Source organism: Streptomyces sp. NBC_01622, from assembly GCF_045209635.1.
Lineage (GTDB): Bacteria > Actinomycetota > Actinomycetes > Streptomycetales > Streptomycetaceae > Streptomyces.
On the sequence record NZ_CP109293.1, the window covers coordinates 8,696,798 to 8,721,730 of the forward strand.

The 24,933-nt window shown below is 70.6% G+C and carries 24 protein-coding genes and 1 pseudogene; 15 read left to right on the top strand and 10 right to left on the bottom strand.

From position 1 onward, the window contains the following. Positions 1-142: 142 nt before the first annotated feature. The gene (locus OH768_RS40310; RefSeq protein WP_381242647.1) at positions 143-421 is read left to right on the top strand and encodes a GlsB/YeaQ/YmgE family stress response membrane protein; all 279 of its coding nucleotides are present in this window, start codon (positions 143-145) and stop codon (positions 419-421) included. A gap of 58 nt (positions 422-479) precedes the next feature. Here the strand turns inward: OH768_RS40310 and tyrS are convergent, their stop codons facing one another. From tyrS to OH768_RS40325, 3 genes are read right to left on the bottom strand one after another with little or no spacing between them, the layout of a single operon-like run. Continuing rightward, positions 480-1,748: a tyrosine--tRNA ligase gene (tyrS, locus tag OH768_RS40315; protein ID WP_406461286.1), complete on the bottom strand. Its 1,269-nt coding sequence runs from the start codon at positions 1,746-1,748 to the stop codon at positions 480-482. A gap of 45 nt (positions 1,749-1,793) precedes the next feature. After that, positions 1,794-3,188, bottom strand: coding sequence for a metallopeptidase TldD-related protein (locus OH768_RS40320; protein ID WP_406461288.1), 1,395 nt, complete (start codon positions 3,186-3,188; stop codon positions 1,794-1,796). Then, on the bottom strand, positions 3,185-4,708 hold the full coding sequence (locus tag OH768_RS40325) for a TldD/PmbA family protein (RefSeq protein WP_406461290.1): 1,524 nt from the start codon (positions 4,706-4,708) through the stop codon (positions 3,185-3,187). Before OH768_RS40325 ends, OH768_RS40320 begins: the two co-directional genes overlap by 4 nt. Before the next feature lie 241 nt (positions 4,709-4,949). On the opposite strand from OH768_RS40325, the gene fabG reads away from it, so the two are divergent. The 3 genes from fabG to OH768_RS40340 all read left to right on the top strand — a co-directional run bounded on the left by fabG (position 4,950) and on the right by OH768_RS40340 (position 6,974). Then, a complete protein-coding gene (gene fabG, locus OH768_RS40330) occupies positions 4,950-5,669 on the top strand; it encodes a 3-oxoacyl-[acyl-carrier-protein] reductase (RefSeq protein ID WP_406461291.1) in 720 nt (239 codons plus the stop codon). 5 nt (positions 5,670-5,674) lie between these two features. Further along, the gene (gene fabI / locus OH768_RS40335) at positions 5,675-6,442 is read left to right on the top strand and encodes an enoyl-ACP reductase FabI (protein ID WP_406461293.1); all 768 of its coding nucleotides are present in this window, start codon (positions 5,675-5,677) and stop codon (positions 6,440-6,442) included. Positions 6,443-6,617: 175 nt separating this feature from the next. Further along, positions 6,618-6,974 carry a hypothetical protein gene (locus OH768_RS40340; RefSeq protein WP_406461295.1) on the top strand — a complete coding sequence of 119 codons (357 nt, stop codon included), beginning with the start codon at positions 6,618-6,620 and terminating at the stop codon, positions 6,972-6,974. Here OH768_RS40340 and OH768_RS40345 read toward each other — a convergent pair. After that, entirely contained in the window at positions 6,949-7,644 is a 696-nt protein-coding gene (locus OH768_RS40345) for a FadR/GntR family transcriptional regulator (protein ID WP_406461297.1), read from the bottom strand. The two genes, OH768_RS40340 and OH768_RS40345, sit on opposite strands and share 26 nt — an antisense overlap. Positions 7,645-7,714: 70 nt before the next feature. Here OH768_RS40345 and OH768_RS40350 point away from each other — a divergent pair, with 70 nt between their 5' ends. From OH768_RS40350 to OH768_RS40365, 4 genes are all read left to right on the top strand, one after another. Beyond that, entirely contained in the window at positions 7,715-9,046 is a 1,332-nt protein-coding gene (locus tag OH768_RS40350) for a CynX/NimT family MFS transporter (protein ID WP_406461299.1), read from the top strand. A 78-nt stretch (positions 9,047-9,124) separates the two neighbouring features. After that, positions 9,125-9,241, top strand: a complete 117-nt coding sequence (locus OH768_RS40355; protein ID WP_086021959.1) for an SGM_5486 family transporter-associated protein — start codon at positions 9,125-9,127, stop codon at positions 9,239-9,241. Positions 9,242-9,441: 200 nt separating this feature from the next. Then, the gene (locus OH768_RS40360; protein ID WP_406461300.1) at positions 9,442-9,648 is read left to right on the top strand and encodes a hypothetical protein; all 207 of its coding nucleotides are present in this window, start codon (positions 9,442-9,444) and stop codon (positions 9,646-9,648) included. 65 nt (positions 9,649-9,713) lie between these two features. Beyond that, positions 9,714-10,232, top strand: coding sequence for a SixA phosphatase family protein (locus OH768_RS40365; protein ID WP_406461301.1), 519 nt, complete (start codon positions 9,714-9,716; stop codon positions 10,230-10,232). Positions 10,233-10,321: 89 nt separating this feature from the next. On the opposite strand, the gene serB is transcribed toward OH768_RS40365, so the two are convergent. Both serB and OH768_RS40375 read right to left on the bottom strand, forming a co-directional pair. After that, entirely contained in the window at positions 10,322-11,530 is a 1,209-nt protein-coding gene (gene serB, locus OH768_RS40370) for a phosphoserine phosphatase SerB (protein ID WP_406461303.1), read from the bottom strand. Positions 11,531-11,829: 299 nt separating this feature from the next. Then, the gene (locus tag OH768_RS40375; RefSeq protein ID WP_406461305.1) at positions 11,830-13,812 is read right to left on the bottom strand and encodes a streptophobe family protein; all 1,983 of its coding nucleotides are present in this window, start codon (positions 13,810-13,812) and stop codon (positions 11,830-11,832) included. A gap of 247 nt (positions 13,813-14,059) precedes the next feature. Between OH768_RS40375 and OH768_RS40380 the strand changes: the two genes are divergently transcribed. Then, entirely contained in the window at positions 14,060-16,564 is a 2,505-nt protein-coding gene (locus tag OH768_RS40380) for an FHA domain-containing protein (protein WP_406465651.1), read from the top strand. 89 nt (positions 16,565-16,653) lie between these two features. Here OH768_RS40380 and OH768_RS40385 read toward each other — a convergent pair whose 3' ends face one another. From OH768_RS40385 to OH768_RS40395, 3 genes are all read right to left on the bottom strand, one after another. Then, entirely contained in the window at positions 16,654-17,448 is a 795-nt protein-coding gene (locus tag OH768_RS40385) for a transglycosylase SLT domain-containing protein (protein ID WP_406461307.1), read from the bottom strand. A gap of 298 nt (positions 17,449-17,746) precedes the next feature. Further along, positions 17,747-18,838 (bottom strand): S-adenosylmethionine:tRNA ribosyltransferase-isomerase, encoded by a 1,092-nt coding sequence (locus OH768_RS40390; RefSeq protein ID WP_406461309.1) that lies wholly within the window; start codon positions 18,836-18,838, stop codon positions 17,747-17,749. Continuing rightward, a complete protein-coding gene (locus tag OH768_RS40395) occupies positions 18,835-19,530 on the bottom strand; it encodes an SDR family NAD(P)-dependent oxidoreductase (protein WP_406461311.1) in 696 nt (231 codons plus the stop codon). The genes OH768_RS40390 and OH768_RS40395 overlap by 4 nt, the downstream gene beginning before the upstream one ends. Positions 19,531-19,714: 184 nt before the next feature. Between OH768_RS40395 and OH768_RS40400 the strand changes: the two genes are divergently transcribed. The 4 genes from OH768_RS40400 to OH768_RS40415 all read left to right on the top strand — a co-directional run bounded on the left by OH768_RS40400 (position 19,715) and on the right by OH768_RS40415 (position 22,344). Then, positions 19,715-20,860, top strand: a complete 1,146-nt coding sequence (locus OH768_RS40400; protein ID WP_406461313.1) for a GAF domain-containing sensor histidine kinase — start codon at positions 19,715-19,717, stop codon at positions 20,858-20,860. After that, the gene (locus OH768_RS40405) at positions 20,853-21,494 is read left to right on the top strand and encodes a response regulator transcription factor (protein ID WP_019067391.1); all 642 of its coding nucleotides are present in this window, start codon (positions 20,853-20,855) and stop codon (positions 21,492-21,494) included. The genes OH768_RS40400 and OH768_RS40405 overlap by 8 nt, the downstream gene beginning before the upstream one ends. 166 nt (positions 21,495-21,660) lie before the next feature. Further along, on the top strand, positions 21,661-21,900 hold the full coding sequence (locus OH768_RS40410) for a chaplin (RefSeq protein ID WP_406461315.1): 240 nt from the start codon (positions 21,661-21,663) through the stop codon (positions 21,898-21,900). Positions 21,901-22,104: 204 nt separating this feature from the next. Then, positions 22,105-22,344 carry a chaplin family protein gene (locus tag OH768_RS40415; RefSeq protein WP_400974217.1) on the top strand — a complete coding sequence of 80 codons (240 nt, stop codon included), beginning with the start codon at positions 22,105-22,107 and terminating at the stop codon, positions 22,342-22,344. A gap of 260 nt (positions 22,345-22,604) precedes the next feature. On the opposite strand, the gene OH768_RS40420 is transcribed toward OH768_RS40415, so the two are convergent. Then, the gene (locus OH768_RS40420; RefSeq protein WP_406461317.1) at positions 22,605-23,393 is read right to left on the bottom strand and encodes a hypothetical protein; all 789 of its coding nucleotides are present in this window, start codon (positions 23,391-23,393) and stop codon (positions 22,605-22,607) included. Between the two features lie 132 nt (positions 23,394-23,525). Between OH768_RS40420 and OH768_RS40425 the strand changes: the two are divergent. Continuing rightward, positions 23,526-24,050: pseudogene (locus tag OH768_RS40425) on the top strand (ABC transporter ATP-binding protein); the annotation flags it as partial. Between the two features lie 346 nt (positions 24,051-24,396). Next, complete coding sequence (locus OH768_RS40430; RefSeq protein ID WP_406461319.1) at positions 24,397-24,831, top strand: NfeD family protein; 435 nt, start codon at positions 24,397-24,399, stop codon at positions 24,829-24,831. Positions 24,832-24,933 lie beyond the last annotated feature (102 nt).

The window sequence follows — 24,933 nt, forward strand, 5'->3', positions numbered from 1 at the left end:
CGCCGCCTTCGAGACCGGGGCACCCCGGGTCCGGGCGAGGAACCTGCGCCGTACCACGTACGGCCGTACCCGACATGCGGCGTACGGTGACCGGGCCCACACTTGGCGTAATGCTCACGTCGAGCCGTACAAGGAGGCAGCCATGGGCTGGTTGTGGGCGATCATCGTCGGATTCGTGCTGGGCCTGATCGCGAAGGCGATCATCCCGGGCAAGCAGCACAGTCCGCTCTGGCTGACCACCATCTGCGGCATTCTCGGCGCCATCGTCGGCAACGCGGTCGCCCGAGCGGCCGGCGTCGACGCGACCAGCGGCATCGACTGGAGCCGTCACGCGTTCCAGCTCATCGCCGCGATCATCATCGTCTTCGTCGTCGACATGGCGTACATGGCGACGATCGGCAAGAACAAACAACGAGCCTGACATCCGTACGACGAAGGGGCGGCCTCCCGAACCGGGAAACCGCCCCTTCGCCATGTGCTCACGCGCCCGTGACCTCCACGGCCGCCAGATTCTTCTTGCCCCGCCGCAGCACCAGCCACCGCCCGTGCAGCAGATCTTCCTTCGCCGGCACGGCATCCTCCGCGGCGACCTTCACGTTGTTCACGTAGGCCCCGCCCTCCTTCACGGTCCGCCGCGCGGCGGACTTGCTCGCCACCAGGCCGACCTCCGCGAACAGGTCGACGACGAGCCCGAGTTCGGCGACCTGGACGTGCGGCACCTCGGAGAGGGACGCGGCGAGCGTCTTCTCGTCGAGCTCCGCCAGTTCACCCTGCCCGAAGAGAGCCTTCGACGCGGCGGTCACCGCGGCCGTCTGCTCGGCGCCGTGCACCAGCGTCGTCAGCTCCTCGGCCAGCGCGCGCTGCGCGGCTCGGGCCTGGGGACGCTCCTCGGTCTGTCGCTCCAGCTCCTCGATCTCCTCGTGGGACTTGAAGCTGAAGATGCGCAGGAACTTGGAGACGTCCCGGTCGTCCGCGTTCAGCCAGAACTGGAAGAAGGCGTACGGCGTGGTCATCTCGGGGTCGAGCCAGACCGTGCCGGACTCCGTCTTGCCGAACTTGGTGCCGTCGGCCTTGGTGATCAGCGGCGTGGCCAGCGCGTGCACCACGGCCTCCGGGTCGACCCGGTGGATCAGGTCGGTGCCCGAGGTGAGGTTGCCCCACTGGTCGCTGCCGCCGGTCTGGAGGGTGCAGCCGTGCCGCCGGAACAGCTCCAGGAAGTCCATGCCCTGGAGGATCTGGTAGCTGAACTCGGTGTAGCCGATGCCTGCCTCGGAGTTGAGCCGTCGGGAGACGGCCTCCTTGGCGATCATCTTGTTGATCCGGAAGTGCTTGCCGATGTCCCGCAGGAACTCGATGGCCGACAGGCCCTGGGTCCAGTCCAGGTTGTTGACCATGATCGCGGCGTGCGGGCCCTCGAAGTCCAGCAGCGGGGCGATCTGCGCACGCAGCCGCTCGACCCACTGGGCCACGACGTCCGGCGAGTTGAGCGTCCGCTCCGCGTTGGGCTTCGGGTCGCCGATCAGGCCCGTGGCACCGCCGACCAGGCCCAGCGGACGATTGCCCGCCTGCTGGATTCGGCGCATGGTCAGGATCTGCACGAGGTTGCCGAGGTGCAGGCTGGGCGCGGTCGGGTCGAAACCGCAATAGAACGTGACGGGACCGTCCGCGAACGCCTTGCGCAATGCGTCCTCGTCAGTGGAGAGGGCGATGAGCCCCCGCCACTGCAGTTCGTCGACGATGTCCGTCACGGTTCTCGTATCTCCTTGGGATGGTCTCGTGAATCAGGTACGAGGTTATACGCCCTGACTGACAGAGCTCATATTGAAGTCCGGCACCCGCAGCGCGGGCATCGCAGCCCTAGTGAACCAGTCGCTCCATTCCCTCGGCAGCGTCTTTTCCGTCCGCCCCGCCTCGGTCGCCCGCCCCAGCAGATCCACCGGCGACTCGTTGAACCGGAAGTTGTTCACCTCGCCCGCCACCTCGCCGTTCTCGACGAGGTAGACGCCGTCCCGGGTGAGCCCGGTGAGCAGCAGCGTCGCCGGGTCGACCTCGCGGATGTACCAGAGGCAGGTGAGCAGCAGCCCGCGCTCGGTGTTCGCGACCATCTCCTCCAGGGAGCGGTCCTCGCCCCCGCTGAGGATCAGGTTGTCGATCGACGGCGCGACCGGCAGCCCGGTCAGGCCCGCGCTGTGCCGGCTGGTCAGCAGATGCCGCAACTCGCCCTCGCGCACCCAGTCGGTCGCCGTCAGCGGCAGCCCGTTGTCGAACACCGACTGGTCGCCCCCGGAGGTGTGCGCGAGCACGAACGGGACGGATTCCAGGCCCGGTTCGTTCGGGTCGCTGCGCAACGTCAGCGGCAGTTCGGCGAGCCGCTCGCCGACGCGGGTCCCGCCGCCGGGCTTGGAGAACACCGTGCGGCCCTCGACCGCGTCCCGGCCCGACGCCGACCACATCTGGTAGATCAGCAGGTCCGCGACCGCGGTCGGCGGCAGCAGCGTCTCGTACCGCCCGGCGGGCAGCTCGATCTTCCGCTCGGCCCAGCCCAGTCGTACGGCCAACTCGGCGTCCAGAGCAGCCGGGTCGACGTCCTTGAAGTCCCGGGTCGAGCGGCCGGCCCAGGCCGAGCGCGTACGGTCCGGGGACTTGGCGTTCAGCTCCAGCGTCCCGTTGGGCTGGTCGTGGCGCAGGCGCAGCCCGGTCGACGTACCGAGGTAGCTGGTGACCAGCTCGTGGTTGGCGAAGCCGTACAGCTCGCGACCGCCCGCACGCGCGCGTGCGAACGATTCGCCGAGCGCCGGGGCGAAGTCGGTGAACACGCTGGACGAGGTCTCGGCGGGCCCGTCCGTGAAGTCGGGCGACGCGGCCACGCCCGTGACGAGCGGCTGCGCGTCCTCGGCGGGCTCGGCCCCGCGCGCGGCGGCCTCGGCGGCGCGTACGAGCGGCTCCAGCTCCTCCGGGGTGACGGCGGACCGGGACACGACCCCCGAGGCGGTGCCCTCCTTGCCGTCGACGGTCGCGATGACGGTGAGCGTGCGCCCGCGCGTGACACCGTTCGTGGTCAGCGCGTTGCCCGCCCAGCGGAGGTTGGCGGTCGACTGCTCGTCCGCGATGACGACACAGCCGTCGGCCCTGGACAGTTCGAGGGCGCGCTCGACGATCTCGTGCGGCTTGTTCGTACGAGGACTCATCGACCGGCCTCCTGAGTGGTGTTGAGGATGTTGACTCCCGTGAAGAGGGCCGACGGGCAGCCGTGCGAGACCGCCGCGACCTGGCCCGGCTGGGCCTTGCCGCAGTTGAAGGCACCGCCCAGGACGTAGGTCTGCGGACCGCCGACCGCCGCCATGGACCCCCAGAAGTCGGTGGTCGTCGCCTGGTACGCGACGTCCCGCAGCTGCCCGGTGATCCGCCCGTTCTCGATCTTGAAGAAGCGCTGCCCGGTGAACTGGAAGTTGTAGCGCTGCATGTCGATCGACCACGACCGGTCGCCGACCACGTAGATCCCGCGGTCGACCCCGCCGATCAGATCCTCCGTGGACAGCCCCGCCGGATCGGGCTGCAGCGACACGTTGGCCATGCGCTGCACCGGGACATGGCCGGGGGAGTCGGCGTACGCGCAGCCGTTGGAGCGGTCGAAGCCGGTCAACTTGGCGATGCGGCGGTCGAGTTGGTACCCGACCAGGGTGCCGTCCTTGACGAGGTCCCAGGACTGGCCCTCGACGCCCTCGTCGTCGTAGCCGATGGTGGCGAGGCCGTGCTCGGCGGTGCGGTCGCCGGTGACGTTCATCCGCTCGGAGCCGTACTTGAGCTTGCCGAGCTTGTCGAAGGTGGCGAACGAGGTGCCGGCGTAGGCGGCTTCGTAGCCGAGCGCGCGGTCCAGTTCGGTGGCGTGGCCGATGGACTCGTGGATCGTCAGCCACAGGTTCGACGGGTCGACGACGAGGTCGTACAGGCCCGCCTCGACGGTCGGGGCCCGCATCTTCTCGGCGAGCAGCTCGGGGATCCGCGCCAGCTCCTCGTCCCAGTCCCAGCCGGTACCCGTGAGGTACTCCCAGCCGCGCCCCACGGGCGGTGCGATGGTGCGCATCGAGTCGAACTCACCGCTCGACTCGTCGACCGACACCGCGTTCAGCTGCGGGTGCAGCCGGACGCGCTGCTGGGTGGTCACCGTCCCCGCGGTGTCGGCGTAGAACTTGTTCTCGTGCACAGTGAGCAGCGAGGCGTCCACATGGTTGACGCCGTTCGCCGCGAGCAGCCGGGCGCTCCAGTCCGCCAGCAGCCCCGCCTTCTCCTCGTCGGGCACGGAGAACGGATCGATCTCGTACGACGAGATCCACGTCCGCTCCTCGTGCACGGGCTCGGCGGCCAGCTCGACGCGCTCGTCCGACCCGGCCGCCTTGATCACCTGGGCCGAGAGCTTCGCCATCGCCACCGCCTGCGAGGCGACCTTCGCGGCGGCGTCCAGACTCAGGTCCACGCCCGACGCGAACCCCCAGGTGCCGCCGTGCACGACCCGCACCGCGTACCCGAGGTCGGTGGTGTCCGACGTACCGGCCGGCCGGGCGTCCCGCAGCCGCCAGGAGGCGCTGCGCACCCGCTCGAACCGGAAGTCCGCGTGCTCCGCGCCGAGCGCACGCGCGCGTGCCAGCGCGGCGTCGGCCAGGGCGCGTAGCGGAAGTGCCGTGAAGGCTTCGTCGATGGAATGAGGCACGGAGGTCTCCCTGCTGTCGTGGCCTGTGGAGTCCGATCATGTCGCGCGGACAGGTGCGGGGACCACACGTTTCCGCTCGGAGTCGGCTCTTTCTGTAGAGACCCGACAGCGAGTCCCCCAAGCCACTGTCGGTGCCCGATTGTCCCGTGGCGCGGACCGACCGATAGGTTTTCGACAAGGCCGTCTGTTAACCAGGGAGTACCGGGCAGGCGCGCAGGACCGCTATCGAAAGGGTGATCCGTTGAGCCGCTCGGTTCTCGTCACCGGAGGCAACCGGGGCATCGGCCTCGCCATCGCCCGTGCGTTCGCCGACGCCGGCGACAAGGTCGCGATCACGTACCGCTCTGGTGAGCCGCCGGCCGCCCTCCTTGAATTGGGCTGCCTGGCCGTGAAGTGCGACATCACCGACACCGAGCAGGTGGAGCAGGCCTACAAGGAGATCGAGGCCGAGCACGGCCCCGTCGAGGTCCTGGTCGCCAACGCGGGAGTCACCAAGGACACGCTTCTGATGCGCATGTCCGAGGAGGACTTCACCTCGGTCCTCGACACCAACCTCACCGGCACCTTCCGCGTCGTCAAGCGCGCCAACCGCGGCATGCTGCGCGCCAAGAAGGGCCGCGTCGTCCTCATCTCGTCGGTCGTCGGCCTGCTGGGCGGTGCCGGTCAGGCGAACTACGCCGCCTCCAAGGCGGCCCTGGTCGGCTTCGCGCGCTCGCTCGCCCGTGAGCTGGGCTCGCGCAACATCACCTTCAACGTCGTCGCGCCCGGCTTCGTCGACACCGACATGACCAAGGTGCTGAGCGACGAGCAGCGCGAGAACATTGTGAAGCAGGTGCCGCTCGGCCGTTACGCGCAGCCCGAGGAGGTCGCCGCGACGGTGCGGTTCCTCGCCTCGGACGACGCCTCGTACATCACTGGAGCCGTCATCCCTGTTGACGGCGGACTGGGAATGGGTCACTGATCACCATGAGCGGAATTCTCGAGGGCAAGCGCGTCCTGATCAGCGGTGTGCTGCTGGAGTCCTCCATCGCCTTCCACGCCGCCAAGCAGGCCCAGGAGCAGGGCGCCGAGATCATCCTGACCGCGTTCCCGCGGCCCACGCTGACCGAGCGCATCGCCAAGAAGCTCCCCAAGCCCACCAAGGTCATCGAGCTCGACGTCACCAACGGCGAGCACCTGGCGCGCCTCGCCGACGTCGTGGGCGAGGAGCTGGGCGGTCTGGACGGTGTCGTGCACTCCATCGGGTTCGCGCCGGCGGATGCGCTCGGCGGTAACTTCCTCAACACGCCGTTCGAGTCGGTCGCCACCGCCATGCACGTCTCGGCGTTCTCCCTGAAGTCGCTGACCATGGCCTGCCTGCCGCTCATGCAGAACGGCGGCTCGGTCGTCGGCCTCACCTTCGACGCGTCCTTCGCGTGGCCGCAGTACGACTGGATGGGCCCGGCCAAGGCCGCCCTGGAGGCCACCAGCCGCTACCTCGCCCGCGACCTGGGCAAGCAGAACATCCGCTGCAACCTCGTCTCCGCGGGCCCCCTCGGCTCGATGGCGGCCAAGTCCATCCCGGGCTTCAGCGAGCTCGCCTCCGTGTGGGACAACCGCTCCCCCCTGGAGTGGGACCTCAACGACCCGGAGCCGGCCGGGAAGGCCATCGTCGCCCTGCTGAGCGACTGGTTCCCGAAGACCACCGGCGAGATCGTCCACGTGGACGGCGGTCTGCACGCCATCGGCGCCTGACCTCCCGGCCCGACTTCTCCTACTGCGTCGACGCCCCGTTTCCCGCACCGCGCGGGAAACGGGGCGTCACCCGTTCGGCCCCGTAGACCGGGCGGGGCCGGGCCACAACTGCGCACTCTGGATTACGCGTTCACCACGCGATTTCCTCCCCAGCACCACCGAGGAGGTTCCCCTTGTGCGCCTGTCCCGCAGCCTGGCCTCAGCGACCGTCGCCGTCGCGCTCGTCATCTCGCTGGCGTACGAGGCGATGCCCCACGCACGCGTGGAGGCCCGGAAACCGGCCGCCGCCCCCCAGCTGTTCGGCGCCGCATGCCGCACCGCCGTCCACGGCTCGCAGGTGATCGCGTACTGCCACAACCCGTACCCCCAGACGGACCGCGTCAGCCTGCACATCGAGTGCGACCGCTGGTGGGACATCGACAGCGACGGCACCGGGATCGACGCAGGCCCGGCGCAGACCGTACGGCTGGCCGGCCGCTGCTGGGAGGACGTCCGCGCGGTGTGGGTCAGCCACCAGAAGCGGGCCCGCTGAGGCGCCCCGGGCGGCACAGGAACGGATAGCCCGCGGCCTCCGCCGCGGCCCCCCGCGCGTCGCCCGCGCGGATCGCGTCCACGAGCCGCGTGTGGTCCATGTACGACTCCGGAGTCAGCTCCTCGCCGATGTCCGCGCGCAGCCAGTCCCTCAGCACCTCGCCCAGGTCGGCGTACATCGCCGTCATGACGTCGTTGTGCGAAGCCGCCACCACGGCCATGTGCAGGGTCGCGTCGGCCGTCACGAAGGCCTCCGTGTCGCCCGACGCCCACGCCTCCTCGCGCCGTACGAGGAGGGCGTCCAGCTGCTTGAGGTCCTTCTCGGTGCGCCGCTCGGCCGCCAGCTGCGCCGCCGCCGACTCCAGGGTGGAACGCAGTTCGGCGATGTGCCGGGGGTCGGCGTCCGCGAACCGGCGGTGCATCACGCCGGCCAGCTCGCTGGTCGCGACGACGTAGGTGCCGGAGCCCTGGCGGATGTCCAGCAGACCGTTGTGCGCGAGCGCGCGGACGGCCTCGCGGACCGTGTTGCGGGCGACCCCGAGCTGCTCGACCAGCTCCGGCTCGGTCGGGATCCGGGAGCCGACCGGCCACTCGCCCGAGGTGATCTCGTTCCGCAGCGCGGCGATGACCTGCTCGGACAGCGCCGAACGACGGGGGTGGCTCAGAGGCATGGCACACCTTCGCATGTGCGGGGCGGGAGCGGGCCACCCGGGGATGGACAACCAATCATCCCATGATTCTATGATGGTCGGCATGGCGAGCGAGGAAACCCGGACACTGAAGTCCACGACGACGAACATCGGCGGCCCGGCCGCGAGCGACTCCCCGGCACCGACCGGAGGTCCGTCCGCCGGAGGACCGTCGGCGGCCACGCGCGCGTGGACGACGCGTGTGGTCATCGTCGGCATCGTGCTCGCCGCACTGAACCTCCGCCCCGCCATCACCAGCCTCGGCGCCCTCCTCGAAGAGGTCCGCGACGGCCTCGGCATGAGCGGCAGCGTCGCCGGACTGCTCACCTCCGTGCCCCCGCTGTGCTTCGCCGCCTTCGGCGTCATGGCCCCGCGCCTCGCCCGCCGCTTCGGCCCGAGCACCGTGGTCTGTGCCGGCATGCTCGCCATCACCGCGGGCCTGCTCATACGGCCGTACGTCGGCGGCACGGCGGGCTTCCTGGCCGGCAGCGCGCTCGCGCTCATGGGCATCGCGGTCAGCAACGTCCTGATGCCGGTGATCGTCAAGAGCTGGTTCCCCGAGCGGGTCGGCTCCATGACCGGCCTGTACTCGATGGCCCTCGCCCTCGGCACCGCCGCCGCGGCCGCGGTCACGGTGCCCATGACCGAGTCCCTGGGCGGCAGTTGGCGCTCCGGCCTGGCCGTGTGGGCGGGGCTGGCCGCAGCCGCCGTACTGCCGTGGATCGCTCTCGTACGACACCGGGAGGCGCCCGCGGAACCGCCCTCCCGCACGCGGGAGACCGAGCGGGCGCGGCCCGAATTGCGCATCACCCGCAGCCGTACCGCCTGGGCGCTCGCCGTGTTCTTCGGGCTCCAGGCCACCGCCGCGTACATCACGATGGGCTGGATGGCGCAGATCTTCCGGGACGCGGGCGTCTCCGCGGGCACGGCCGGGCTGCTGCTGGCAGTCACGATGGCGATGGGCGTGCCCCTGGCCTTCGTCATCCCGCGCGTGGCCACCCGGCTGCCCCACCAGGGGCCTATCGTCGTCGTGCTCGGCGTCTGCGGTCTCGCCGGATACGCGGGCCTGTACCTCGCGCCGGCCGGCGGAGCCTGGGCCTGGGCCCTGCTGCTCGGTGTCGCCAACTGCGCGTTCCCGCTGGCTCTGACGATGGTCGGCATGCGGGCCAGGACCGGCGCGGGCGTCGCCCAGCTGTCCGCCTTCGCGCAGAGCGCCGGGTATCTGATCTCCATCCCGGGGCCGCTCCTGGTCGGCGTGCTCTACCAGCACAGCGGCGGCTGGGGACTGCCGATCGCCCTCATGGCCGGCCTGATGATCCCGCAGATGGCCGTGGGCGTCCTCGCGGGACGCGACCGCACGGTGGAGGACGAGGCGGCCCGCTGATCTCTCCCCGGCCCCGGCCGGCCCCCTCGGCCTCACCCCGGCGCATCCGGTGCGGACCAAGGGTGCGAGACTGGACGTATGCCAGTGCTCGACCCGAACCCCCAGAACGGCCAGCGGAAGATGCTGCTCGTCTTCGGCTCGTTCTTCGCCATCTTCATCGTCATCGCCATCATCGCGACGATCGCGTCCCCGTGACCGCCTGATCGCCCGACCGCGGCCCCGCAACTGCGCCTCCATGGGCCGATGGTGGGGTTCTCCCCACCATCCCCTAGGGGGTGAGGCTCAGGGTCAAGTGGGTGGATCTCCGGATGGGTTGAGGGCCGCGCGTTCCGTAGCTTCGAAGTGTGACCGCGAGAAGCGGATCGCGGACCACTCGGAGACCAGCGGAGGCACACATGTCGGCCCCAACGCACACCCGGCCCCACCCGGCGACCACGGGCGGCGTCGACATCAGGCTGCCGTGGTGGGCCCTCGCCCTGCCGGCACTCGCCTTCATCGTGCTGCTCGTGATGATGCTCAACCCGACAGACGCGCAAGCGGCGGCCTCGGACCCGATGATCACCCACCTCTTCGAGCGCGCGCAGCAGCTCATAGCCCGCTGAGCACGGGCGAAGCCGCCCGTCAACTCCCTGCGCCCCATGGCCTGTTTCATGCGAAGCTGGATCCCATGAGCGTCGCAGAATCCCGCAGGATTGTCCTCTTCCGGCATGCGAAGGCCGACTGGCCCGAGGTGACCGACCACGAGCGGCCGCTCGCTGAGCGGGGCCGCCTGGACGCGGCCACTGCCGGAAGCAGACTGGCCGACACCGGCATCCCCTTCGATCTGGCCCTCTGCTCCACCGCGACCCGCACCCGGGAGACCTGGAAGCTGGCCGTCCACGAACTCGCGCACCGGCCGAAAACCGTCTACGAGGAGAGGCTCTACGAGGCCTCGCCCGGCGAGCTGATCGCCGTACTGAACGAGACGCCCGACGACACGCGGAACCTGATCCTCATCGGCCACAACCCGGGCGTTCAGGGCCTGACCGAGATCCTCACCGGACCGGACACCGGTGAAGCCCGCGAGCGGCTGACCCGCCGCGGCTTCTCGACCTCCGCCTTCGCCGTGCTGACCTTCGACGGCTCCTGGAAGTCACTGGAGCCGGGCGTGGCGACGCTGGCCGACTACTGGGCGCCGTCCGAGTAGACCCGTAGATCCGCAGTCCCGCGGTCCCGCACGACAAGGGGCCCGGCACCAAGCGGTGCCGGGCCCCTGAAGGACCTGAAGGGTCGGGGTCAGTCCTCGTCGTGGGTGTCCGCCGCCTCGACCTCTTCGCGGGTGACGCCCAGCAGATACAGCACGGTGTCGAGAAACGGCACGTTCACCGCCGTGTGCGCGGCCTCCCGTACGACCGGCTTCGCGTTGAAGGCGACGCCGAGACCGGCCGCGTTGAGCATGTCCAGGTCGTTGGCGCCGTCGCCGATCGCCACGGTCTGCGCCAGCGGTACGCCCGCCTCGGCGGCGAAGCGGCGCAGCAGCCGTGCCTTGCCCGCGCGGTCGACGATCTCGCCGGTGACCTTGCCGGTCAGCTTCCCGTCGACGATCTCCAGCGTGTTGGCCTGGGCGAAGTCGAGCCCGAGCCGGTCCTTGAGGTCGTCGGTTACCTGCGTGAACCCGCCCGACACGACGCCGACTTGATAGCCGAGCCGCTTGAGCGTACGGATCAGGGTGCGGGCGCCGGGCGTCAGCCGCACCTCGCTGCGCACCTTGTCCACGACCGAGGCGTCCAGCCCCGCCAGCAGGGCCACGCGCGCGTGCAGCGACTGCTCGAAGTCCAGCTCCCCGCGCATCGCGGCGGCGGTCACCTCGGCGACCTCGTCCTCGCAGCCGGCGTGCGCGGCGAAGAGTTCGATGACCTCGTCCTGGATGAGCGTGGAGTCGACGTCCATGACGACGAGCCGCTGGGCCCGCCGGTGCAGCCCCGCCGCCACGACGGCGACATCGACGCCGAGCGCCGCCGCGTGGGTGGCGAGGGCGGTGCGCAGGGGCTCGGTCTCCACCCCCGACACCGCGAACTCGACCGCTGTCACGGGGTACTTGGCGAGCCGGAAGATACGGTCGATGTTGCCGCCGGCCTTGGTGATGCTGGCGGCGATCGCGGCGGTGGACTCCGCGGTGAGGGGGTGGCCGAGCACGGTCACGAGCGAACGCCCGAGCCCGCGCGGCCGGTTGTCGCCCAGGCCGGAGATGATCTCCGCCTGCATTTTCATCGACTCGGCCCAGCTGTGCACGGTGGCCCGCAGATCCCCTTCGAGCCCGGCGGGCGGCGGCGTCACAAGGGCGCACAGCACCATCCGGCCACGGGTGACGACCTGCTCGATGTCGACCACGTCGACGGAGTAGGCGGCGAGGGTGTCGAAGAGTCCGGCCGTGATGCCCGGCCTGTCCTTGCCGAAGATCTTGACGAGGAGAGTGGGGACGTCAGAGGTCTGCGAAGCGCTCATGGTGTACCCACCGTATCCGGCACGCAGTGCCTTATGCCGCAGAGGTCCGCCCAGCGGACACGGAACAGTGGGTGTCGGGTCGGTGGCGGGAGTCTTACGGGCCGATCACGAAGGAGCTGGTGGACGGTCGCGAGCCGGTTCGGGGCGATCAGGAGACGCGCCGAGGCGGTCGCGGTGGGGTGCACCGCCGATCAGGAGTTGGCGGGGCGTCGGGCAGGGCAGGCGACGGGTACGGCGCCGGACGCGGGGGATACGGGCGGACGGGTGGGGCGCGACGGTTCGGGTGACGCCGAGGTGGATCACCGGCGCCCCTTGGGCCTCCCCGGAGGTGGCGGGGGCGGCGGAGGAGGCTGCTGCCCGTCGTCCGAGTCGTCCCCGGGCCAGTCCCGCGAAGGCGTCCCGGGCGGACGCCGGGGCGGCCGGGACGGCGGCTCGTAGGACTGGGCCATGGTCGGAGCGCCGTACATGTCGCCGGGCGGCTGCGGGTCGCCGTGGGGCACTGGTTCGCCGTAGGGGCGAGTGGCGTCGTCCGCCGGGACGGCCCCGGACCGCCCCGCGCCGCCCGGCGCACCGGACGACCACGAGTCTCCGGCGGGCGGCCGACCGCCTCCTCGCGGCGACCCCGCACCCGGCGACCCCGCACCCGGCGACCCCGCACCCGGCGGCCACGCGCCCTCCGGCGCCCCGCCGCCCTCCGGTTGCCGTAGCTCGTCGGGCAGCTGGAGATACGGGTTGGTCGCGGGGTTGGGCGCGCGGTACGGCGTGCTCGGCACGTAGGGGCCTGTGTGTCCCGTGCTCCCCGCAGGCTGCGCGTGTTCCGGATGGCCTTCGTACTCCGGCGCCCCGGCATCCGGCCTCGCCACCCCCAAGTCACCCAGTGCCAGCCGCGAGGCACGCCGTCCCGCCGCCCCCGTCGCATACGCGAGCAGCCCCCCGACGCACCCCGCGCCCGCGCCCCACGCCGCGCCCAGCAGCAGCGCCATGCCCAGATGCCCGTGCAACTCGATCCCGGCGCCGAACGCGTCGAAGCCCAGCACCGACAGCGACGCGTCCACCGACACATCCGTCAGCCAGGCCAGCAGCGGCAGCGTCAGGGCGGTCGCGACCCCCAGTCGCACAGCGCACCGCCCGGCGAAACCGAGCGCCCCCGGACCACCGACGTTCTTCGCGCCCACAGGTGTCCGCCCCGCGGTGAGCACCCCCGCCAGCAGCATCATCAGGGCCGCGGCGGCTCCCAACAGCCATACACGGTTGTCCAGTTCGGCCAGTCGCCCCAGCGTGACCGGCTGGTCGGACTTCACGCTCAGGAGGTCGTCGAGGGGATGGGGGAGCAGCTTCGCCAGTTCGCCCGTCGCCTTGCCGTCCCAGGGGACGAAGAGGCCGATCGGGATGCCGAGCCAGACCCCGTTGGGCGCGCCGAGCAGCGCGGCGCCCGCGATCCGTTTCGGGTGGTCGTCGCCGATCGCCGCGTACGCCGCCGCCGCGAGCCCCGCCGCCACCGCGACCAGCAGCACCGTGACGAGCGCGGACGCGGCCGGCCGTACGACACGGTGGACGGCCTCCCAGCCACGGGGGAGGGGCGTACGGCGGGACGCCAGCAGGGCGATCAGCAGGATGCCGGCCGACCAGGCCAGGCCGCCCAGCAGGGTCGGCGCCGTGTCGACCGTGAAGCCGACCGCCGCCTTCGCCTTGACCAGGTCGCTGATCTTGCCCGGCAGCAGCCCGCCGATGTCACCGATGTCGCCGAGGCCGGGGATGTTCACCCCGCCGCCGCCACCGCCGCCGCCCGTGAGTTTGTCGAGGCCCAGCTTGCTTCCGTCGATCGTGATGACGTCGTGCCCGGCCCAGGCCAGGCCGCCGAGCATCGCCACGAAGAGCGCGATCACCGAGCCCCCGCGCGCGAGGAGTTCGGCCGGTGCGATCACAACTCCGGCCGCCCGCAGGGACCGTAGGAAGAAGTACGACAGAAGCAGTGCTCCTACCAGGCTCACGCCCAGCGGCGTGATCGTGACGGCCGTGGTCGCCTGGGCGCCGGTCAGGCCGAAGGCGGAGACGTCGCCGGTCGGGGTGACCGAACCGCCCGCGCCGAGCGCCACCACCGCCGCGGTCATCGGGCCGAGCGAGCCCGTCGCGTCGGCGCCCAGCAGGTGCAGGCCGAGCGCGGCCGTGCCCGCCATGCCGATCAACGCCCAGCTGACCGAGGCGATCGCGGACAGCAGGACGTCACCCCAGGGCACCCTCGTGTCGTAGTGCGCCGTCCTGACACTCGTCGCTGAGCTCATGGCAGACCCCCCGATCCGCGGCACGGCGTGGTGCGGACACCACGCATGTCCCCCCTCGCGTGGATTACCACTCTCCGGGTCGGTTTCCACCCCGTCAACGGAACCGCCGAACGCGTAACAGCGTGCTCATCACAAGGCCCGACTTTCGGTCAGGGGGTGCAGACTGAAATAGTTCCCGACGATGTTCGACATCCCTAGACTCCCCGTGATGGGGCGTAACTCGGGGGACTACTCAGTGGGGCATGGAGTGCCGGAACTCGTACTGGAATTGAATGGACAAACCTGGACGCTCGACGCGTCCAGGACCTACACCCTCGGACGTGATCCGCAGGGGGACGTCGTGGTCGACGACGCCAGGGTCTCCTGGCGGCACGCCACGATCAGCTGGAGCGGCCGGAGTTGGGTCATCGACGACCACGGCAGCACCAACGGCACGTTCGTGCAGGGCCAGCGCATCCATCAGATGGAGATCGGCCCCGGCTCGTCCGTGTACCTGGGCAACGCGACCGACGGCCCGCAGCTGAGCCTGTCCGGTGCCGCCGCCTCCGTGGCGAGCCCGCAGGCCCAGCCGCAGCAACAGCCGTACGCGGCACAGGGCGCGGGCCCCGGCTGGGCCCAGCAGGCGCCACCGCAGCAGACGCCTGAGCAGCAGCGTTTCCAGCCGTCGGCCGCCGCGCAGATTCCGCAGCAGCCGGGACCCGGTGTCGGCGCGGGGGCGCCGCCGGTCTACGGCGACCGCAGCCCGACCACGTTCCACCAGTTCTCGCTGGACCGCGTGATGCACATCGGCCGTGCGCTGGAGAACGAGTTGGTGGTCTCCGACCTCCAAGTCTCGCGCCACCACGCCGAGTTCCACGCGACGCTCGACGGCCGCTTCGAGATCCGTGACCTCGGCTCGCACAACGGCACGTACGTCAACGGCCAGCCGATCACCAAGGGCGGCTCGGCGCTGCTCGGCCCGAACGACATCGTCGGCGTCGGCCACTCCACGTTCCGCCTGGTCGGGGACCGGCTCGAGGAGTTCGTCGACACCGGTGAAGTCTCCTTCTCGGCACGGCACTTGACCGTCGAGGTCGACGGCGGCAAGCAGATCCTCAAGGACGTCTCCTTCGGCGTACCGGAGAAGTCGCTGATCGCGGTCATCGGCCCGTCGGGCTCCGGCAAGTCCACCCTGCTCAAGGCGCTCACCGGTTACCGGCCCGCCAACCAGGGCGACGTCCTCTACGACAACCGCAACCTGTACAAGCAGTTCGCCGAGCTGCGCCAGCGCATCGGTCTGGTCCCGCAGGACGACATCCTGCACAAGGAACTGACCGTCAAGAAGGCCCTCAAGTACGCGGCCAAGCTGCGCTTTCCCGCCGACACCACCGGCGACGAGCGCGAGGCCCGCATCGACGAGGTGCTGCGCGAGCTGAAGCTCGACATCCACAAGGAGAAGAAGATCACTTCTCTCTCCGGTGGCCAGCGCAAGCGCGTCTCGGTGGCCCTGGAACTCCTCACCAAGCCCTCGCTGATCTTCCTGGACGAGCCCACCTCGGGCCTCGACCCGGGCATGGACCGCGATGTCATGCAGCTGCTGCGCGGCCTCGCCGACGACGGCCGCACGGTCCTCGTCGTCACCCACTCGGTGGCCGAACTGGCGATCTGCGACAAGCTGTTGGTGATGGCTCCGGGCGGTGCCGTCGCCTACTTCGGCCCGCCAGAGGAGGCGCTGAACTTCTTCGGCTACGACACCTGGGCCGATGTCTTCTCCGCCTTCGAGAACTACCGCGACTACGACTGGGCCGGCCGCTGGAAGGGCTCGCAGCACTACCAGATGTACGCCGCCGACATCGACGCGATTGCTCCGCAGTCCGTACAGATGCCGCCGATGCAGGCCATGAAACCGCCGAAGCCACAGGGCTGGATGTCGCAGTTCGTCACGCTGGTGCGCCGCTACGTCACGGTGATCGCCTCCGACAAGGGCTTCCTGGCCCTGATGGTGATCCTGCCGGGCGTCCTGGGCGCGGTGAGCCTGCTCATCGACTCGGGCAACAGCCTGCTGCCCAACCCGGCCAGGGCGAACGGCCAGATCATCCCCAACGGCACGGCCACCACGGTCCTGCTGATCCTCGCGGTCGGCGCCTGCTTCGCCGGCGCGGCCAACTCCGTCCGTGAGCTGATCAAGGAACGGGTCATCTACGAACGGGAGCGCGCGACGGGGCTGTCCCGTTCCGCGTACCTGATGTCCAAGGTGTTCGTGCTCGGTGTGATCACCGCGCTGCAGGGCCTGATGGTCGGTGTCATCGGCTTCTCCAGCCGGGAGATCCCGAAGCAGGGCCTGGTGCTCGGCAGCCAGACCATGTTCGAGCTCTGCATCCCGATCATGGGTCTCGGCTTCACCGCGATGATGTTCGGCCTGATCATCTCCTCGCTGGTGAAGACGGCCGAGAAGACGATGCCGCTGCTGGTGATGTTCGCGATCATCCAGGTCGTGTTCACCGGCTGCCTGTTCACGCTGAACGGCGCGATCGGCGTCAACCAGTTCTCGTACCTGATGCCCTCGCGCTGGGCGGTCGGTGCCGCGGGCGCCACGCTGGACTTCAACAAGATCAGCCCGCCGAAGCCCGGCGACAGCACGGACCCGCTGTGGGAGCACACCGTCGGCGCCTGGGGCATGGACATGGCCGCCCTGATCGCCCTCGGCGTGATCTGCGGCATCTTCGTGGCCCGCTTCCTGCGCCGCCACGAGCCCGAGGTCATGCGCAAGTAGCCGGTCCGTACGACGCCGAAGGGCGGCACCCCTCACACGGGTGCCGCCCTTCGGCGTCGATACCGAGACCCAGAGGTCCGCCGGAGGCCTCAGTACGCGCTGTTGACGTTGTCGATCGAGCCGTACCGCGCGGCGGCGTAGTTGGCCGCGGCGGTGATGTTGGCGACCGGGTCGTAGATGTTCGTCGAGGTACCTGAGACGTGGTATGCGTTGAACGTCGGCTGGATGACCTGGAGCAGACCGATCGACGGGGTGCCGTTGACCGCGTTGACGTCCCAGCCGTTGACGGCGCTCGGGTTGCCCGAGGACTCCCGCATGATGTTCTTGTACAGGCCGTTGTACGAGCCCGGGATGCCCTTCTGCTTCATGATCGCCAGGGCGTGGTTGATCCAGCCGCTGAGGTTGTTGGCGTAGGTCGTCGCGGCGACGGGCTGGAGCTTGACGCGCTGGCTGGAGCGGCTCGCGGCCTTCTTGGCCTTGCGCGCGGCCTCCGCCTTCTTCTTGGCGGCGGCTTCGGCGGCCTTCTTCTTCGCGGCGGCGTCCGCCTTGGCCTTCGCGGCCTTCGCCGTCGCGGCCTTCACCTTCGCGTCCGCCTTCGCCTTCGCGTCGGCCTTCGCCTGGATCGCCTCGGTCTTGAGGCTGGCACCGGCGAGCTGGTCGGTGACGCTTGCCCTGACGCCCTTGATGGGCTCCGTGCTGTACGCCACCTTCGCCGGGGAGGCGGCGTCGGTGGTGGTCGTCCCCGCGTCGCTGGGCACCGCGGAGAAGGCGAGGGCGGCGGCGCTGAGCGTGGCGACACCGGCGAGCGCGATCTTGTGCTGCTTCGTCAGCTTGTTCAGCCCGGTCAGGCGACTAGGACCAGGAGTGTTCGTGTTCTTGGGCATGGTGGATGGACCTCTTCGAATGGCGCGGAGGTCGCTCACCGTCCGGCGGGGACGCGGGTGCTTCCGGCACAAACGCCGCGGACGGGATCCGCGGCGCTGAGCGACGGCTGCAATTCTTAGCGGTCGCAAAAACCTGTGGCAAAGGTGTGACGTACGATCCCCGGTAGTGGACCAGGGAAGGGCAAAACGGGACAGACGGGACCGTCTGTCCCGCTCAAGCGGGTCAGGTTTATCTCCTATGTTCCCTAGTACGTGATCTGCGCCCTATGTGCGGGCTCACATCGGCGACGCGGCAACCTCACTCGTAGTTGCTCACGCAACGCACTGCGTGAGGATCCTCCTCCGGGAGGATGAGGTGCACGTCCCCGAACTCGTGCCACAGGTAGAGCCCGCGCAGCGCCTCCTCATAACTGCGGTCGACAGCGGCCCGCCCGGCGACCGCCTCCAGCATCAGCAGATGCGAGGCCTCCGGCTCGTGCAGCCCCGTCAGCAGCCCGTCCACCACCCGCACCCCCCGCTCCGGGGTGACGACGAGATCCGTCCACCCCGCACGCGCGCGTACGACCCCGTCACCCCCGGCGGCGGACTCGACGGCCCGCACGGCGGTGGTCCCCACCGCGATCACCCGCCCGTCCCCCGCCCTGACCGCGTTGATCAACCGGGCCGACGCCTCCGACACCGCGAACCGCTCCGGATACGGCGGCTCATGCACCTCGGCCGACGCCACCCCCGTGTGCAAGGTGATCGGCGCGAACTGCACCCCCCGGCTCACCAGCTCCGCCACCATCCGCGCGGTGAAGGGCCGCGCGGCACTCGGCATCTCCGCACTGCCCGTCCCGTCCTCGTCCTCGGACGGCAACGAGAACACGGTCTGATAGACGGCCAAGGGCTGGTCCCGCTCCGTGTAGGAGTAACGGATGGGCCGCCCGTGCTCACGCAACAGCTCCACTACCCCCGAACCGGACACCCGCGCCCACCACAACCGCTCACCCCGCGCGCTCAGCGGCTCCTCCAGGGTCAGCCGCGCGTCCCCGGGCAGCCGCACCTCCGTCCCCGCCGGGCCGCCCGCACGCGCGCGTGAGGTGCCCTTCCCGTCCGGCTCCCGCAGCTCGACCGCCCACCGCCCGTCATCGCCCCGCGTCGAGAAATGCACCACCACGCGCGCGTGCCCGATCCACCCGTCCACCGCGGCGGCCAGCGTCGGCGACGTGTTCACGACCAGCAGATCCCCAGCCCGCAGCAGCCGCGGCAACTCCCCGAACCCGTGATGCGACACCTCGGTACCCCGCGACACCAGCAGCCGTACGGCGTCGCGGTCGAGCCCGGGCCCGCGCTGCTCGGCCGGCACGCGCGCCGACAGCTCCTCCGGCACCCTCACCGCCACCGTCATCGCTCCTCCAGCAGTGCCGGGGCCCCATAACGCCCGCTCGCCGGACGCTCGTCCAGCAGCCGCAGGAAGGCCGGCACCACCGAGGCCGGCGACGGCCGGGGATCGTCGTCCTCCGGTACCGCCGCCGCGTACAGGTCCGTGCCCATGTCCCCGGGGTCCACCGCCCACACCCGCAGCCCGGGCTCCTCCGCGCCGAGCACCGCCGCCAACTGGTCGAGGGCCGCCTTGGACGCCCCGTAGCCGCCCCACGTCTCGTAAGCCTCGGCCGCCGCGTCCGAACTGACCGCGATCACCGCACCGGCCCGCGAGGCCCGCAGCAGCGGCAGCGCCTCCTGGACCAGCCCGAGGGCGGCCACCACATTCACCTCCAGCGCCCGCCGCAGCCCGTCCAGGGGCAGCTCGTCGAGCCGTACGAGCGGTTCGGCACCCAGCGCGCTCGCGTTGCTCACCAGCAGATCGACGCCCCCCAGCTTCCCCGCCGCGGCCACCAGCTCGGCCCGGTGCCCGGCGTCCGTGACATCCCCCGGGACGGCCTCCACGCGCGTGCCGTACGCGCCGACGGCCACCGCGGCCTCCCCGAGCGCCCCCTCGGTCCTGGCGTCCAGCACCAGGTCCCAGCCCCGCGCGGCCAGCGCCTCGGCGAGCGCCCGCCCCAGCCCCTTCGACGCCCCCGTGATGATCGCTACCGACATGACACACGTCCCCTCGTCCACTACGCCTCCGTCGGCGTGCCCCCAACGTAGGAACGGGACCGCCCCCGCCGCGTCGGACGCCGGCCGCAGTCCACCGGGGCCCTTCGCCCTAGGCCTTCCGGACCAGACGACGGCCGCCACCCGGCCGATCCGCGTTGTCACACCCCGCCGGTACCGTGAGGACATGAGTCAAGGTCCACGGTCCGGCCTCGCGGCGGTGAGCTCCGCACTGCTGGCCATGAGCAGGCACCTGGAGGTGCGCGACGTCCTCAAGACGATCGTCGCCTCGGCCCGCGAGCTGCTCGACGCGCAGTACGCCGCCCTCGGCGTCCCCGACGACCACGGTGGCTTCGCCCAGTTCGTGGTCGACGGCGTCAGCGACGCCCAGTGGAAGGCCATCGGCCCGCTCCCGCGCCAGCACGGCATCCTCGCCGCGATGCTGCACGAGGCCAAGGCCGAACGCCTCGCCGACGTGCGCAAGGACCCGCGCTTCGAGGGCTGGCCCTCGGCCCACCCCGACATGTCCGACTTCCTGGGCCTGCCCATCCGCGACGACGACGAGGTCATCGGCGCCCTCTTCCTGGCCAACAAGAACTGCCCGAAGCCGAACGGCGGTTGCGGCTTCACCGAGGAGGACGAGGAACTGCTCTCCATCCTCGCCCAGCACGCCGCCATCGCCCTCACCAACGCCCGCCTCTACGAGCGCAGCCGTGAGCTGACCATCGCCGAGGAGCGCTCCCGCCTCGCCCACGAACTGCACGACGCGGTGGCCCAGAAGCTGTTCTCCCTCCGCCTCACCGCACAGGCCGCCGCCACCCTCGTCGACCGCGACCCCTCTCGGGCCAAGGGCGAACTCCAGCAGGTGGCCGCGCTCGCCGCCGAAGCCGCCGACGAACTGCGCGCCGCGGTCGTCGAGTTGCGCCCCGCAGCCCTCGACGAGGACGGACTGAGCGCCACCCTGCGCACCCAGATCCAGGTCCTCGACCGCGCCCACACCGCGCGCGTGACCTTCACCGGCCCCGGCTTCCGCGCCCTGCCCGCCGCCCAGGAGGAGGCCATGCTGCGTGTCGCCCAGGAGGCCCTGCACAACGCCCTGCGGCACTCCGGCGCGGACCATGTCGCCGTGACCCTGGAGCGCAGCGGCTGCGGCGCGATCCTGCGGATCACCGACGACGGCACCGGCTTCGAACCCCAGTCGATCCGCCGCGCGGGACGCCACCTCGGGCTGGTCTCCATGCGGGACCGGACCAACGGCGTCGGCGGCACACTCACCGTGGAATCGGCGCCCGGAAAGGGCACCACGATCGAGATGGAGGTCCCCGGTGGCTGACGCAATCAAGGTGCTGATCGTCGACGACCACCAGGTCGTCCGCCGGGGCCTGCGCACCTTCCTGGAGGTGCAGGACGACATCGAGGTCGTCGGCGAGGCGGCCGACGGCGCCGAAGGGGTCGCCCGCACCGAGGAGTTGAAGCCCGACGTCGTCCTCATGGACGTCAAGATGCCGGGCATGGACGGCATCGACGCACTGCGCAGACTCCGCGAACTCGACCACCCCGCGCGCGTGCTGATCGTCACCAGCTTCACCGAACAACGCACGGTGATCCCGGCCCTGCGCGCGGGCGCCGCCGGTTACGTCTACAAGGACGTGGACCCGGACGCCCTGGCCGGCGCCATCCGCTCCGTCCACGCCGGCCACATCCTGCTCCAACCCGAGGTCGCGGGCGTCCTGTTGTCCCAGGAGGAGTCCAACTCGGGGCAGGGGAGAGGCGGTTCGCTCACGGAGCGGGAGCGCGAGGTGCTCGGCCTGATCGCGGACGGCCGCTCCAACCGCGAGATAGCCCGCGCCCTGGTGCTCTCCGAGAAGACGGTCAAGACCCACGTCTCGAACATCCTGATGAAGCTCGACCTGGCGGACCGCACCCAGGCCGCCCTGTTCGCCGTACGCCACGGCCTCACCAGGTGAGCGGCACTGCGGCGACGGCGTGACGGCAACACGGAACGTCCCGTGCCGGACCGAGATTCATACCGTCGTGGGAATGTCCCCCAGATGGCGCATCCTTCGTGGTTCTCGACCGTTCTCCAGTGCGTGCCGCGGCGCCTGCCGCGGTGATCGCTAGGAGGGCTCAGAAGTGAAGAACCTGAAGAAGGCAGCGGCCGTGACGATGGTGGCCGGCGGGCTGGTAGCCGCCGGTGCCGGGCTGGCCTCCGCCGACGGCCTGGCGAACGGCCAGGCCGTCTGTTCGCCCGGCGTCGGCTCGGGCAACGTCGTCCAGGTCCCGGTGCACGTTCCGGTGAACGCGGTCGGCAACAGCGTCAACGTCATCGGCGTCCTGAACCCCGCCTTCGGCAACCTGGGCGTCAACCACTGACGCACGTCGCTCCGCGACAGTGACCTCCGGCCTTCCGGGCGCTCCCGGGAGGCCGGTCTGCTCGTCACCTCGTCGGTTTGTCCTGCCAATGATCCGAACGGGCAGTCAAACGCGCATTCCCGTGCCGTTTCCGGTACTCCCTGCGTTGATCAGCCCACGACCCGCGGCCGGGTCGGTCACGCAATCGCAAGAGGAACGCTTCCCATGAACATCGCCAAGAAGGCCGCCGTGGCCCTCACCGTCGCCGGTATCGCCGCTGGCGCCTCCGCCGGTGCCGCTGTCGCCGACGCGGGTGCCGACGGCGCGGCCGTGAAGTCGCCGGGTGTGGGTTCCGGCAACGTCGTCCAGGTCCCGGTCCACGTCCCCGTCAACGTCGTCGGCGACAGCGTCAACGTCATCGGCCTGCTGAACCCCACGTTCGGCAACAAGGGCATCAACGACTGACGCCCACAGCAGTAAGAAGGGGCCCCGAGAGTCAACGACGACTCACGGGGCCCCTTCTGCACGTGAGCACCATCAGCTTGTCCGGCGCCTTTCCAACTCAGGCCGCCAATCCTCAGCCCGTCGGGCGCCTTTCGACGCAGGCCTGCAAAATCAGCCCGTCCGGCGTTTGAGGACGAGGCCCTTTCGGGGCCGAAGCGGGGGCCTGGGGGCGGCAGCCCCCAGAGACGCCCACACCGACACCCCGCACCCGGCGATCACCCTCACCGCACCCCCTTCTCCCGCTCCTCCACAACGGAGTTGTACGCCGCGACCTGCGCCCGCCGAGCCGTCCGCTCCACCGGCCGCAACGCCTCCGCCCGCACCGCCATCTCGGACGCGCTCACCGCGCCCCCGTGCCCGCTCTCCGCGGCCAGGGACACCAGCAACTCCACTCGCTGCGCCAGCTCCAACACCCGCACCGCGCGCGGCGGATACCCCGGCGCCAACACCTCCCGCCCCCGCTCGGCCCGCGCGCGATACGCGTCGAGCGCCGCCTCCGCGACCGGCCCCGACCCGGCCACGTCCAGCCGCGACACCACCGCCGTCGCATCCCGCAGCGCCTCCGCGAGCTCCCGCTCGGCCTCCCCGAGCGAGGGCACATCGGCGGGCGGCGCCTCCCGCACCGGCAGACAGTGCCAGACGACCTCGACATGGACATCGCCGGCGGGACCGGCCTCGTACACCTCGGGAACGAGGCCGAGCGCGGCGCCGTAGCAGATCACCGCCTCCTCGGCCTCCAGGGCCCGCGCGTTGAACGCGGGCGGGCCGCTCAGCCCCAGCGGGTGTCCCGAGGTGGGCAGCGCCAGCCGAAGTCCGGTCACCCCGAGGGTGCGCAGCCGTCCCAGTGCGAGTGTGAGTCCGACGGGTGCCGACTCGCCCGGCAGCCCTTCCACCCGGTGCACGGCGTCCTCGCCCACGATGGCGAGTACGGCGTCGTCCGGTGAGACAAGCCCGGCCAAAAGGGCGTTTCCCCAGGCAGCGAGGCGTCCTGATCGTGGTTCCGAAAGCATGCCCCCCACCCTAAGGACCGGACCGATGGGATGGACCGCCCGGCCGGTGGCGTAGATTTCTTCGAGGGCTGCGCCTACCGGCGCACGCGACAGCCGAGACAGGCCGACGATGCAATGGGAGACAGCGCGCTCATGAGCGATGTTCTGGAGCTGGAGGACGTAACCGTGGTCCGGGAGGGCCGGGCTCTGGTGGACCAGGTCTCCTGGTCGGTCAAGGAGGGCGAGCGCTGGGTCATCCTCGGCCCGAACGGCGCCGGCAAGACCACGCTCCTGAACGTCGCGTCCAGCTACCTGTTCCCCAGCAGCGGCACCGCCACCATCCTCGGCGAGACCCTCGGCAAGGTCGACGTCTTCGAACTGCGCCCCCGCATCGGCGTCGCCGGTATCGCCATGGCCGAGAAGCTCCCCAAGCGCCAGACCGTCCTGCAGACCGTGCTGACCGCCGCCTACGGCATGACCGCCGGGTGGAACGAGGACTACGAGGACGTCGACGAGCAGCGCGCCCGCGCCTTCCTCGACCGCCTGGGCATGAGCGACTACCTGGACCGCAAGTTCGGCACCCTCTCCGAGGGCGAGCGCAAGCGCACCCTCATCGCCCGCGCCCTGATGACCGATCCCGAGCTGCTCCTCCTCGACGAGCCCGCCGCCGGCCTCGACCTCGGCGGACGCGAGGACCTCGTACGCCGCCTCGGCCGGCTCGCCCGCGACCCGATCGCCCCTTCCATGATCATGGTCACCCACCATGTCGAGGAGATCGCCCCCGGCTTCACCCACGTCCTGATGATCCGTCAGGGCAAGGTCCTGGCCGCGGGCCCGCTGGAGCTCGAACTCACCGCGCGCAACCTCTCCCTCTGCTTCGGCCTCCCGCTGATCGTCGAGCAGGTCGGCGACCGCTGGACCGCACACGGTCTCCCCATGTCCTGACCGAACTCCCCTGAAAAATACGGGTCGTACGGGCATATGCGCCCTGTCCGCGACCGACCCGCCGCCCTACCATGACCATGTGAACGACATCGGCGCATGGGTGTGGTGGCTCGTCGGCGCGGCAGCACTCGGAATCCCGCTCGTGGTGACCGCGATGCCGGAGTTCGGCATGCTCGCCGTGGGCGCCGTCGCCGCCGCGGCCACCGCCGGGCTCGGCGCGGGCGTCGTCCTTCAGGTCCTCGTCTTCGCCGTCGTCTCGGTCGCCCTCATCGCCGTCGTACGGCCCATCGCGACCCGGCACCGTTCGACCCGCCCCCAACTCGCCACGGGCGTCGACGCGTTGAAGGGCAAGCAAGCCGTCGTCCTGGAGCGCGTGGACGGCTCCGGCCACGGCCGGATCAAGCTCGCCGGCGAGGTCTGGTCGGCCCGCGCACTCGACACCGACCGCGCCTACGAACCGGGCCAGGAGGTGGACGTCGTGGAGATCGAGGGAGCCACCGCGATCGTCATCTGACCTCGCAGGACTCAACTGAACCGAACAGCACACGAGTTGGGTGACGGTCTGACAGACTCGACCAGCAAGATCTTCAACAACCATAAGATCTTCCGAAAGCGC